The sequence below is a fragment of the Streptomyces sp. SP18CS02 genome, assembly GCF_036322365.1.
Taxonomy (GTDB): domain Bacteria; phylum Actinomycetota; class Actinomycetes; order Streptomycetales; family Streptomycetaceae; genus Streptomyces.
In genome coordinates this window covers 444,295-456,384 of record NZ_JAQYXC010000294.1, presented here as the reverse complement: position 1 = coordinate 456,384, position 12,090 = coordinate 444,295, and the positions used below count along the sequence as shown (strand labels likewise).

The window sequence follows — 12,090 nt, the reverse complement described above, 5'->3', positions numbered from 1 at the left end:
GTGTGCTCCGCGGACCGGCGGGTGCCCGGGAGGAGCGGGCCCGCGCGTGGGACCGCTCCCGAGGGGCGGGCACGAGTGCCCGGAGCCGGACTCGAACCGGCACGGCCCGAAGGCCAGCGAGGTTTAAGCTCGCCGTGTCTGCATTCCACCATCCGGGCATGGCGCGCGGTTCCGCGTTGGCACATGACCTTATCCGGAGGCTTCCCCCGATCAGCGGAACGGGGTCCCGATGTTGTCTTATTTTATTGACGACTGAGGATGCGTCAGCGCAGGTGAGAGGCGAAAGGGGCAGCGCCGCAAGGCAGGGGTGCGCAAATACATACGCCACGGAATGACGGAAAGTCGTCGCCTCGAAACGGCGCACGGTCGCCTTTTCGCGCCCCGGCGCTCTTGAGTGCCCCGGTCTCGGGGATGCCGTCATACCTCAGGATGAGGGAGCGGCCCCGCGGTCCGACTCCAGGCTGCCCCTGGAACGGGCATGCGGACGGACGCCCGGAGGTGCGGGCGGAGCGGACGATGGTGTGGTCCTCGAACGACGCCATCGCCCGCCCCTTCGACAGGAGCCCCTCGTGACCACCACCCCCACCGCTTACCGCGCCACCGCGGTGGCCGCCCGCGCCACGGATCTGTCCAAGGTCTACGGGCAGGGCGAGACCAAGGTGGTCGCGCTCGACCAGGTCACCGTCGACTTCCGGCAGGGCGAGTTCACCGCCATCATGGGCCCCTCGGGTTCCGGCAAGTCGACCCTCATGCACTGCGTGGCCGGCCTCGACACCTTCAGCGCCGGCTCGGTCCGCATCGGGGACGTCGAGCTCGGCACGCTCAAGGACAAGCAGCTCACCCAGCTGCGCCGCGACAAGATCGGCTTCATCTTCCAGGCGTTCAACCTGCTCCCGACCCTGACCGCGCTGGAGAACATCACGCTGCCCATGGACATCGCGGGCCGCAAGCCCGACAAGCAGTGGGTGCAGCAGGTCATCGACATGATCGGCCTCTCCGGCCGGCTCGGCCACCGCCCCGCGCAGCTCTCCGGCGGCCAGCAGCAGCGCGTCGCCGTGGCCCGCGCCCTGGCCTCCCGTCCCGAGATCATCTTCGGTGACGAGCCGACCGGAAACCTGGACTCCCGCTCGGGCGCGGAGGTCCTGGGCTTCCTGCGCAACTCCGTACGGGAACTCGGGCAGACCGTCGTGATGGTCACCCACGACCCGGTGGCCGCCTCCTACGCGGACCGCGTGATCTTCCTCGCGGACGGCCGGATCGTCGACGAGATGCTGCGCCCGACGGCGGACGGCGTCCTCGACCGGATGAAGGAGTTCGACGCCAAGGGCCGCACCAGCTAGTCGTGACCGTCAGGTCCCGCCCGGACCACGACGCCCCGCGCCGCCCCGAACGGCCTCCACCGGACACCCGATCCCAGGACACACACCTCATGTTCCGTACCGCCTTGCGCAACGTGCTCGCGCACAAGGCCAGGCTGCTGATGACCGTTCTCGCCGTGATGCTCGGCGTGGCCTTCGTCTCCGGCACCCTGGTCTTCACCGACACCCTGTCCCACGCCTTCCGCAGCCAGTCGGCCAAGAGCTACGACGACGTCGCCGTCGCCATCACCTCGTACGCCGACCCGGACGACCCTCAGCAGGAGCCCGGTCTCTCCCAGCAGACGCTCGACAGGATCGGGAAGCTGGACGGGGTCGCCTCCGTCACCGGGCGGGTCGACGGCTTCGCCGGGGTCGCCGACCCCGACGGCAAGCTCATCGGCGTCGGCTGGTCCAACAAGGGCTCCAACTTCGCGCCCGGCAAGGACGGCAAGGACGCCGCCTACGCCTTCGCCGAGGGCTCCGGCCCGGTGAAGGACGACCAGGTCGCGCTGGACAAGGACACCGCCGCCAAGGGCGATTACCAAGTCGGCGACCGGGTGCGGGTCGCCACGAACGGGCCGGTCAAGGAGTACACGCTCACAGGCGTCTTCACCACCGATGACGGCGCCGTCAACGCTGGCGGCAGCCTGGTCCTCTTCGACACCTCCGTCGCGCAGGCGCTGTACCTGAAGCCCGGGTACTACGCGAACCTCACCGCCACCGCCGTGCCCGGCGCCGACGACGACCGGATCCTTGCCGCGGTGAAACCCCTGGTCCCGCAGGACGCCGACGCCACGACCGGTGCCGCGCTCGCCAAGGAGCAGGCCGAAGAGATCGAGAAGGGGCTCAGCGGCATCAACCAGATGCTGCTCGGCTTCGCCGGTATCGCGCTCTTCGTCGGTGTCTTCCTGATCTCCAACACCTTCACCATGCTGGTCGCCCAGCGCACCAAGGAACTGGCGCTGATGCGCGCCGTGGGCGCCTCCCGCAGGCAGATCACCCGCTCGGTGCTGGCCGAGGCCGGCGTCGTCGGCCTGGTGGCCTCCGTGGTCGGCTTCGCGCTCGGGACCGTCCTGGCGGCCGGCCTGCGGTCCGGCATGGCCTCCTTCGGCATGAAGGTCCCCGACGGGCCGCTGGTCGTCGGTACGACGCCGCTGATCGCCGCCCTGGGTGTCGGTGTGCTGATCACGATGCTCGCCGCCTGGCTGCCCGGCCGCCGCGCCGCGAAGATCCCGCCGGTCGCCGCCATGAGCAGCGTCCACGCGGTGGCGACGACCAAGTCGCTGGTTGTGCGCAACTCCGTCGGCGCCGCCATCACCGCCATCGGCGCGGCGCTGGTCGTGATGGGTGCCGCGGCCGGCTCGGACGGCCGGTGGACCATCGCCGGTGGTGCGTTCCTGGCCCTGGTCGGCGTGATCGTCCTGATCCCGTTGCTGTCCCGCCCCGTCATCGCCCTCGTACAGCCGCTGCTGCTCCGCGTCTTCGGGGTGTCCGGAAAGCTGGCGAGCCAGAACGCCGTGCGCAACCCGCGCCGCACCGGCGCCACCGCCTCCGCCCTGGCCATCGGCCTGACGCTGGTCACCGGGCTGTCGGTGCTGGGCGCGACGGTCGGCACGGCGCTGGACAAGACGACCACGGACCAGATCAAGGCCGACTACATGGTCGCCATGGCCAGCGGCGGCAACCTCGACAAGTCCGCGCTGACCGCGTTGGAGAAGGCGCCGGGCGCCACGGCCGTGTCACCGCAGTCGGCCGCGTACTTCGACGTCGGCGACCAGTGGGTCTCCGCGTCGGCCATCACGCCGGGCGACATCGAGAAGGTCCTGAACGTCGGGCTGGTGAACGGTTCGCTGGCCGCGCTCGGCAAGGGACAGCTGGCGGTCGCCGAGAAGACGGCCACCGAGCAGGGCTGGAAGGTCGGCGACACCCTGCCGGTGACCTTCTCCGACAAGAAGAAGGACAAGCTGACCGTCGGCGCCGTGTACAAGGACAGCCAGTTCCTGTCGCCGGTCCTGGTCGACACCAAGGTCGTCGCCCCGCACGAGGCGAAGCCGTCCATCCAGCAGATCTTCGTGACCATGGACGGCGGTAGGACCGCGGCGAACGAGAAGGCGCTGGTCAACGCCCTGGGTGAGAATCCGGCGATCAACGTGATGGACAAGCAGGACATCCGTGACCAGTTCGGCGGCATCATCAACATGATGCTGAACATCATGTACGGCCTGCTGGCCATGGCGCTGCTCATCGCGGTGCTCGGGGTGGTCAACACCCTCGCCATGTCGGTGTTCGAGCGTCAGCAGGAGATCGGCATGCTGCGGGCGATCGGCCTGGACCGCCGCCGGGTGAAGCGGATGGTGCGTCTGGAGGCCGTGGTCATCTCGCTCTTCGGCGCGGTGGTCGGCATCGGCCTCGGCTCGTTCCTGGGCTGGGCGATCGGCCAGAGCGTCAAGTCGGAGCTGCCGAGCTACTCGCTGATCATCCCGTGGGACCGGATCGCGGTCTTCCTGGTGCTGGCCGGTCTGGTCGGCGTCCTGGCCGCGATGTGGCCGGCCCGCAGCGCCGCCCGGCTGAACATGCTGAACGCGATCAAGGCCGAGTAGTCCGGAAGGCACGACGAAGGGCCGGGCTCCCCACGGGGGAGTCCGGCCCTCGGTCGTCGGCGGCCGGCAGGGCCGGTCCGGCGGGCCGGACCGGTCAGGCGCCCGCCGGCTCGCCCCAGGTGCGGGCCCGCAGCGGCATGCCGGAGGCGCCGCTCTCCGGTGTGCGCACCGCGAGGATCTGGTTGACGCCGATCCTGTTGCGCTCGAAGGAGACGGCGCAGGCGGCCATGTACAGGCGCCACACACGGGCCCGGCCGGGCGAGGTGAGGCGCTTGGCGTCCGCCCAGTGGGCTTCCAGGTTGGCCACCCAGCGGCGCAGCGTGAGGGCGTAGTGCTCGCGGATCGCCTCGATGTCGCGGACCTCGAAGCCGGCCTCCTCCAGGGTGCCGGCCGTCCGGCCCACCGGGGCGAGCTCCCCGTCGGGGAAGACGTAGGCGTCGATGAAGTCGTCCACGTGGTAGGCGGACTCGTCCTTCTCCGGGCGCCGGGCGATCTGGTGGTTGAGCAGCCGCCCGCCGGGCTTGAGGAGGGCGTACAGGTCGTCGGCGTAGCCGCGGTAGCGGACCTCCCCGACGTGCTCCGCCATGCCGATGGACGAGATCGCGTCGTACGGGCCGTCCCTGACGTCCCGGTAGTCCTGGACGCGGATCTCGATCCGGTCGGTCAGTCCCTCGTCGGCGATCCGCTTGCGGGCGTAGGTGGCCTGCTCGGTGCTGAGGGTGACACCGACGACCTGGGCGCCGTACTCGCGGGCGGCGTGGATGGCCATGGAGCCCCAGCCGCAGCCCACGTCGAGCAGCCGGTCGCCCTCCTTGAGGCCGAGCTTGCGGCAGATCAGGTCGAGCTTGTCGGCCTGTGCCTCCTCAAGGGTCGCGCCCTCGGTCCAGTAGGCGCAGGAGTAGACCATGGACGGGCCGAGGACCAGCTCGTAGAAGTCGTTGCCGACGTCGTAGTGGTGGCTGATGGCCTCCCTGTCGCGCCGCTTGGTGTGCAGTGGCCCGCTGCGCCGTCCGACCTCCTCGACGGGCGGGGCGGGCGGCGGCCAGGCCCCGGCGATCCGTACGAGCTCCTTGGCGGCGGCTCTCAGCCGCGGGTCGCGCACCGGGTGCACGGTGTCCTTGGCGTCCCCTCCGCGCTCCCAGATGAAGGAGGCGAGCCGGTCGAGGGCCTCGTACAGGTCCCCCTCGACATCGATCTCGCCGGCCACCCAGGCACGGGCGAGTCCGAGCTCGCCCGGCTTCCACAACAGCCGTCGCAGGGCCCGCCGGTGCCTGACGACGAGCACGGGCGCACCGGGCGGCCCGGCCTCACTCCCGTCCCAGGCCCGGATCCTGACGGGGAGCGGAACGCCCAGCAGGTCCTCGGCGAGCGTGGTGAGCCGCGACGCGGCGTCGGCCATGGTGCACACCTCCGTGATGGTGGATCCCAGAAATGCTCGACACCACGTAAACACCGCGGGCCCGCGAATGCAGTCCCGAAACCGCGCAACGGACAGGCAAAACCCCCTCTGCCCGCGCGAGTGCGCCCGCTGACGCCCTTTCACGCCGGACGCGCGCCGGGGCGCCCCCTTGAGGGGAGCGCCCCGGAAAAGGCCGGGAGGCCGCCCGCACCACGGATGGCGGACGGCCTCTCGGTCGGTACTGCTTCTGAGTCAGGCCTTGGCCTTCTCCGGGGCCGACGTCGCCGCCGGCGCCGGCTTGGCCGCCTCGTAGAACTCCTCGCGCGGCGACTCGATCGCGCCGAGCGAGACGACCTCGCGCTTGAGGAACATCGCGAGCGTCCAGTCCGCGAAGACGCGGATCTTGCGGTTCCAGGTCGGCATGGCCATGCCGTGGTAGCCACGGTGCATGTACCAGGCGAGACGGCCCTTGAGCTTGATCTTCACCTTGCCCATGACGATCATCGCGACGCCCTTGTGCAGGCCGAGACCGGCGACCGCACCCTTGTTGGCGTGGCTGTACTCCTTCTGCGGGAAGCCCCGCATGCCGGAGATCACGTTGTCACCGAGGACACGGGCCTGACGCAGCGCGTGCTGGGCGTTCGGCGGGCACCAGGCGTTCGGGTTGCCGGCCCTGCGGCCGACCATGTCCGGGACCTGGGCGTTGTCGCCCGCGGCCCAGATGTAGTCGGTGCCCTGCACCTGGAGCGTCGCGGCGGTGTCGACGTGGCCGCGCGGCCCCAGCGGCAGACCGAAGCGGGTGAGCGCAGGGTTGGGCTTCACACCGGCGGTCCACACGATGGTGCTGGAGTCGACCTCCAGGCCGTTCTTCAGGACCACGTGGCCGTCGACGCAGGAGTCCATGGAGGTCGAGAGGTAGACCTCGACGCCACGGCTCTCCAGGTGCTCCTTGCCGTACTGGCCGAGCTTCGGGCCGACCTCGGGAAGGATCTTGTCCGCCGCGTCCACCAGGATGAAGCGCATGTCCTCGCGCTGCACGTTCTGGTAGTACTTCGAGGCGTCGCGGGCCAGGTCCTCGACCTCGCCGACGGTCTCCGCGCCGGCGAAGCCGCCGCCCACGAAGACGAAGGTCAGCGCCTTGCGGCGGACCTCCTCATCGGTCGTCGAGTCGGCCTTGTCCAGCTGCTCGAGGACGTGGTTGCGCAGGCCGATGGCCTCCTCGATGCCCTTCATGCCGATGCCCTGCTCGGCGAGGCCGGGGATCGGGAAGGTGCGGGAGACCGCGCCCATCGCGATGACCAGGTAGTCGAAGGGCAGCTCGTAGGCCTCGCCGACGAGCGGCGACACCGTGGCGACCTTGCGGTCCTGATCGATGGTGGTGACCCGGCCGGTGAGCACCTCCGCCTTGGGCAGGACGCGTCGCAGCGGGACGACGACGTGCCTCGGCGAGATGCTGCCGGCGGCGGCTTCGGGGAGGAAGGGCTGGTACGTCATGTACGAGCGCGGGTCGACGACCGTGACGGTCGCCTCGCCGTAGCGCATCTTCTTCAGGATGCGACGTGCCGCGTACAGGCCTACGTACCCACCGCCTACAACGAGGATCCTGGGACGCTCCGTGGTGCTCATGCCATCGAGTATCCACCCCGCCGAGGGGGGCCGCTCGTGCGCCCCTTCACAAGCATCGAGGAGACCTCTGCTACACTGCGCGGCCCACGTGACCGAGGTCATGGCGCCGGAGGGGAACCAAGGTGTAACGGAAGACGTTGTTCACCCCTCGTGAACTGGACCGGAGAGGGCTTTGTTACCGCGGACCAGCCCCCGTGTTCACACCTTCGAAACAGGTACTGAAGAGTCACCTCGACAGAGGAAAGGGCCCTGACGGCCTCCCCGGAGGGCCCAAAAGCCCTTCGAGACCCTCGTCAGGGCCCTTTTCCTTGTGAAGAAGTTCACGAACTTTTCCGACCGGGCGTCGTGAAACGCCCTCCGGAGGGCCCTCAGGCGATGGACCAGGCGATTCCGTCGAGGATGTCGTGCTCGCTGACGACGACCTCCCGGGCCCCGGCACGCTCCATGATCTCTTGCAGCACGAGCGCGCCGGAGACGATGACATCGACCCGCCCGGGGTGCATCACCGGGATCGCGGCCCGCTCGTCGTGGGTCGCGGCGGCCAGCCGTCCGGTGATGGCGGCGACCTGCTCGTAGGAGATCCGGGAGCGGTGGATCGCCCGCGAGTCGTACTCCTGGAGGCCGAGCGCGATCGCGGCGACGGTGGTCACCGATCCGGCCAGCCCGACCAGCGTGCGCGCCTCGCGCAGCGGCACCGTCTCCTCGGCCAGGTCCAGGGCGGCGCGGACGTCGGCCCGGACGGCGGCGAGCTCCTCCCGGGCCGGCGGGTCCTGGCGGACGTGCCGCTCGGTCAGCCGCACACAGCCGATGTCGACGGACCGGGCGGCACGCACATGGGTGTCGCCGACCACGAACTCGGTGGAGCCGCCGCCGATGTCGACGACCAGGTACAGGTCGTCGCCGGTCAGCTCCTTGGTGGCGCCGGTGAAGGAGAACTCCGCCTCCTGGTCCCCACTGATCACCTCGGGCTCCACACCCAGGATGTCCAGCACGCCCTGGACGAACTCGTCCCTGTTCTCGGCGTCGCGCGAGGCGGAGGTGGCCACGAACCGGACCTTCTCCGCGCCGTGCTCCTTGATGACGGCGGCGTACTCGCGGCAGGCCGCGAACGTCCGCTCCAGCGCCTCGGGGGCGAGCCGCCCGGTGCGGTCGACGCCCTGGCCGAGCCGGACGATGGTCATCCGCCGGTCCCGCTCGACGAGCTCCCCGGTGACCGGGTCCGCGTCGGCGACCAGCAGCCGGATGGAGTTGGTGCCGCAGTCGACGGCCGCGACCCGGGTCACCGCGTCCCCTCCTCGTCCTGCGAGGGAGCGCAGGGGGTCACGCAGGGGCCCTTGGCCCACCACTCGGGCAGCATGGCGATCGCCTCGTCGCCCAGCGGGTTCACCCCGGGGCCGGCGGCCAGCGAGTGCCCCACCAGGACGTGCAGGCACTTGACCCGGTCCGGCATCCCGCCGGCGCTCGGGAAGCCCTCCAGGACCTCGATGGAGTCACGGCGCGCGATGTAGTCCTCGTGGGCGGCGCGGTACGCGGCCGCCAGCTCCGGGTCGGTCGCGAGCCGCTCGGACATCTCCCTCATGACGCCGTTCGCCTCCAGCGTGCCGATCGCGGAGGCCGCGCGCGGGCACGTGAGGTAGTACGTGGTCGGGAACGGCGTACCGTCCGGGAGCCGGGGCGCGGTCTCGACCACGTCCGGGTTGCCGCACGGGCAGCGGTGCGCGATGGCGCGCAGACCGCGCGGCGGGCGGCCGAGCTGTTCCTTGAAGGCCGCGACGTCCGCCTCGGTGGGCTCGGTGCGTTCGGTCTGCGGAGGGGGCGTTTCCATGCCTGCCTTGGCCTGCCTTGGTTCTGTCGGTCTACTGCTTGTTCTCGTGGTCGGCGCTGTCCACGCCGTCCCACAGGTTGGAGTACCAGGGGCGGTCGGCCGCGCCCTGGTCGGTGCGGCGCTGCCGCCCCGCGGCGGGGTCGATCACGGTGTAACCCGTCTCCCCCGGAAGTACATAGTGCAGGTGTTCGCGGGCCAACCGCCTGATGTAGGCGTCGTCCTGGAGCCTGGCCTTCTCGTCCCGCAGCTGCTCGACCCGCTCACGGGCCTCGGCGGCCATCCGCTGCTGCTCGGCGATCTCGCTCTGCTGCGACACGTACTGCCGCATCGGATAGGCGAGCGCCACCACGAGCGAGCAGACCACCAGGGCGAGGAAGGCCGCGCGGCCGGTGAGCCGGGAGCGGCGGGCCTGCCGGCGGTTCTGCGAGCGGTAGACACGGGCGGCGGTCTGCTCACCGAGCAGCCGCAGCCTGGTCGCGGTGGAGAACCGGTCCCGGGCCATTGCTCCGCCTCCCCTGTATACGTACGCTCCGCTTCGCTCCGGTCCTGGCCGTGAGGCGCGCGGAAGCAAGCCGTCCCCGCACACGGTACGGGACCGAGTGCGGGGACGTACGTAACCGGGCGTCCTACGGGCCGCCCAGGGGCGAGGTCAGCCCTTGAAGCGCGGGAAGGCGCTGCGGCCGGCGTACACCGCGGCGTCGTCGAGGATCTCCTCGATGCGCAGCAGCTGGTTGTACTTGGCGACGCGGTCCGAGCGGGCCGGGGCGCCGGTCTTGATCTGGCCGCAGTTCACGGCGACGGCGAGGTCGGCGATGGTGACGTCCTCGGTCTCGCCGGAGCGGTGCGACATCATGCACTTGAAGCCGTTGCGCTGGGCCATCTCGACGGCGTCCAGGGTCTCGGTCAGCGAACCGATCTGGTTCACCTTCACGAGCAGGGCGTTCGCCGAGCCCTCCTCGATGCCGCGGGCCAGACGCTCCGGGTTGGTGACGAAGAGGTCGTCGCCGACGATCTGGACCTTGGCGCCCAGGCGGTCGGTGATGACCTTCCAGCCGGCCCAGTCGTCCTCGAACAGCGGGTCCTCGATGGAGACCAGCGGGTACGCGGAGACGAGCTCCTCGTAGTACTCGGTCATCTCGGCGGCCGAGCGGGACTTGCCCTCGAACTCGTACGAGCCGTCCTTGTAGAACTCGGACGCGGCGACGTCGAGCGCCAGGGCGATGTCCTTGCCCGGGACGTAGCCGGCCTGCTTGATGGCCTCGAGGATGAGGTCGAGGGCGGCGCGGTTGGACTCCAGGTTCGGCGCGAAGCCGCCCTCGTCGCCCAGACCCGTGGAGAGGCCCTTCTCCTTCAGGACCTTCTTCAGGGTGTGGTAGACCTCGGCGCCCCAGCGCAGGGCCTCGGAGAAGGACTCCGCCCCGATCGGGGCGATCATGAACTCCTGGATGTCCACGTTGGAGTCGGCGTGCGAGCCGCCGTTCAGGATGTTCATCATCGGCACCGGCAGCAGGTGCGCGTTGGGGCCGCCCAGGTAGCGGAAGAGCGGGAGGTCGGACGCCTCGGAGGCGGCGTGCGCGACGGCGAGCGAGACGCCGAGGATGGCGTTGGCGCCGAGCGACGACTTGTCCGGGGTGGCGTCCAGGTCGAACATCGCCTGGTCGATCAGCCGCTGCTCGGTGGCGTCGTAGCCGACGAGCTCCGGGCCGATCTGCTCGATGACGGCGAGGACGGCCTTCTCGACACCCTTGCCGAGGTAGCGGTTCTGGTCACCGTCGCGAAGCTCCAGGGCCTCGAACGCACCGGTGGAGGCACCGGAGGGGACGGCAGCACGGCCGGTGCTGCCGTCGTCGAGGCCGACCTCGACCTCGACCGTGGGGTTGCCTCGGGAGTCCAGGATTTCCCGGGCTACGACGACGTCGATGGACGGCACGAGCATCTCCTTCTGGGATGTGACGCAAAATGTGACGCTTGCAGTGCAGGGTCTCTTGGCCTTGCGACAAGAGCCTAACCGGCTCCGGGGCCGTGGCCAGCCGACGCCCGCCCCGTGGGACGAAAAAGGGTTCAAGGCCCGGCATTGGCGGGCAAACAACCACAGGATTTACTGGGCGGTAACCACATGGACCGGCCCACGCCACCGAAAAACCCCGGCCCGCCGCGCACGGGGGAGAGCGCGGCGGGCCGGGGTGGTCCGCACGGGCCGGCCGGACCGGGGCGAGCGGGCCCCTGATGGAGGGACGCGTCGCGGCCGGCGGTCCTGGCCGGGCCGGTGGGCGGGTGGAGCCGGCGGCCCGGGGCGGGCCGACGGGCTCAGGGGGTCACTTCAGGTGGAGCTGCTGGCCGGGGAAGATCAGGTCGGCGTCGTCGACGATGTCCTTGTTCAGCTCGAACAGCTTCTGCCAGCCGCCCTTGACGCCGTGCGCCTCGGCGATGGTGCCGAGCGTGTCGCCCGCCTCGACCTTGTACTCGCCGTCACCCTTCTCGACCTTCTCGCCGGTCGGGGTGGTCACGGTCTTCGGCGCGGCCTGCTTCGGCGCGGTGCGCTGCTCGCTGCGCGTGGTGGGCTGCTCGGCCTTGCGCTCCTCCTGCTTCGGGGCGCTCTCCTGGGCGGAGCCGCCGTCGTAGGAGGCGTTGGACAGGCCGACGCCGCAGCTCGGCCAGGCACCCTTGCCCTGGCCCGCCAGGACCTTCTCGGCGACCTGGATCTGCTGCGACTTGGACGCCTGGTCGGCGCTCGCGGCGTACGCGGTGCCGCCGTACGCGGCCCAGGTCGAGGAGGAGAACTGCAGGCCGCCGTAGTAACCGTTGCCGGTGTTGATCGACCAGTCGCCGCCGGACTCGCACTGGGCGACCTTGTCCCACTCCGCGGTGGTCGCGGCGGAGGCGGTGGTGGCGCCCATCAGGGGAGCGGCGACGGCGGCGCCGGTGATGCCGGCGAACGCGGCGAAACGGATGGCCTTGGAAGGACGACGGTGCTTGGCCTTGCCGGAAAACAGCATGGGACATCTCCTCACCGACGCCTGCGAGGTGAGCTGTCGGGTTCGGGCCTAGTGAGTTGCCCGGCCGCGCGACGTGTCGCGCGGCTTCACCCCGAGCCGGTCGCCGGCCATCTCCCGATGGCCGGACCCGGCGCTTACCTTGGGTCCCCCGCTCCTGCCTACGGCGCTCGAAGCGTCGACTGTTCCCGTCGACCGACGGCAGGATTCGGCGTACCGGTCGATGGGGCCCGCGGTGGCGAGCAGTTACGACCGTAATCACAGACCTCCCTGATGTTCAAAGATGGAC

At 70.4% G+C, this 12,090-nt stretch carries 9 protein-coding genes, 1 tRNA gene and 1 riboswitch; of the genes, 2 read left to right on the top strand and 8 right to left on the bottom strand.

Annotated features, from left to right (window positions below):
* Positions 1-76: 76 nt before the first annotated feature.
* Positions 77-158 (bottom strand) — tRNA-Leu (locus tag PUR26_RS26340).
* A 411-nt stretch (positions 159-569) separates the two neighbouring features.
* On the opposite strand from PUR26_RS26340, the gene PUR26_RS26335 reads away from it, so the two are divergent.
* Positions 570-1,340, top strand: coding sequence for an ABC transporter ATP-binding protein (locus tag PUR26_RS26335; RefSeq protein WP_329875715.1), 771 nt, complete (start codon positions 570-572; stop codon positions 1,338-1,340).
* Positions 1,341-1,429: 89 nt separating this feature from the next.
* Positions 1,430-3,958 carry an ABC transporter permease gene (locus PUR26_RS26330; protein ID WP_329875713.1) on the top strand — a complete coding sequence of 843 codons (2,529 nt, stop codon included), beginning with the start codon at positions 1,430-1,432 and terminating at the stop codon, positions 3,956-3,958.
* A gap of 94 nt (positions 3,959-4,052) precedes the next feature.
* On the opposite strand, the gene PUR26_RS26325 is transcribed toward PUR26_RS26330, so the two are convergent.
* From PUR26_RS26325 to PUR26_RS26295, 7 genes are all read right to left on the bottom strand, one after another.
* Positions 4,053-5,357, bottom strand: a complete 1,305-nt coding sequence (locus PUR26_RS26325) for a cyclopropane-fatty-acyl-phospholipid synthase family protein (protein ID WP_329875711.1) — start codon at positions 5,355-5,357, stop codon at positions 4,053-4,055.
* 252 nt (positions 5,358-5,609) lie between these two features.
* Positions 5,610-6,983: an NAD(P)/FAD-dependent oxidoreductase gene (locus PUR26_RS26320; protein WP_329875709.1), complete on the bottom strand. Its 1,374-nt coding sequence runs from the start codon at positions 6,981-6,983 to the stop codon at positions 5,610-5,612.
* A 368-nt stretch (positions 6,984-7,351) separates the two neighbouring features.
* On the bottom strand, positions 7,352-8,266 hold the full coding sequence (locus tag PUR26_RS26315; protein ID WP_329875707.1) for a Ppx/GppA phosphatase family protein: 915 nt from the start codon (positions 8,264-8,266) through the stop codon (positions 7,352-7,354).
* Entirely contained in the window at positions 8,263-8,808 is a 546-nt protein-coding gene (locus PUR26_RS26310; protein WP_329875705.1) for a DUF501 domain-containing protein, read from the bottom strand. The genes PUR26_RS26315 and PUR26_RS26310 overlap by 4 nt, the downstream gene beginning before the upstream one ends.
* Before the next feature lie 31 nt (positions 8,809-8,839).
* Complete coding sequence (locus tag PUR26_RS26305) at positions 8,840-9,310, bottom strand: FtsB family cell division protein (protein WP_329875703.1); 471 nt, start codon at positions 9,308-9,310, stop codon at positions 8,840-8,842.
* A 147-nt stretch (positions 9,311-9,457) separates the two neighbouring features.
* The gene (gene eno, locus PUR26_RS26300) at positions 9,458-10,744 is read right to left on the bottom strand and encodes a phosphopyruvate hydratase (RefSeq protein WP_329875701.1); all 1,287 of its coding nucleotides are present in this window, start codon (positions 10,742-10,744) and stop codon (positions 9,458-9,460) included.
* A 379-nt stretch (positions 10,745-11,123) separates the two neighbouring features.
* On the bottom strand, positions 11,124-11,804 hold the full coding sequence (locus tag PUR26_RS26295) for a transglycosylase family protein (RefSeq protein WP_329875699.1): 681 nt from the start codon (positions 11,802-11,804) through the stop codon (positions 11,124-11,126).
* 3 nt (positions 11,805-11,807) lie between these two features.
* Positions 11,808-11,980, bottom strand: a riboswitch (cyclic di-AMP (ydaO/yuaA leader).
* Positions 11,981-12,090 lie beyond the last annotated feature (110 nt).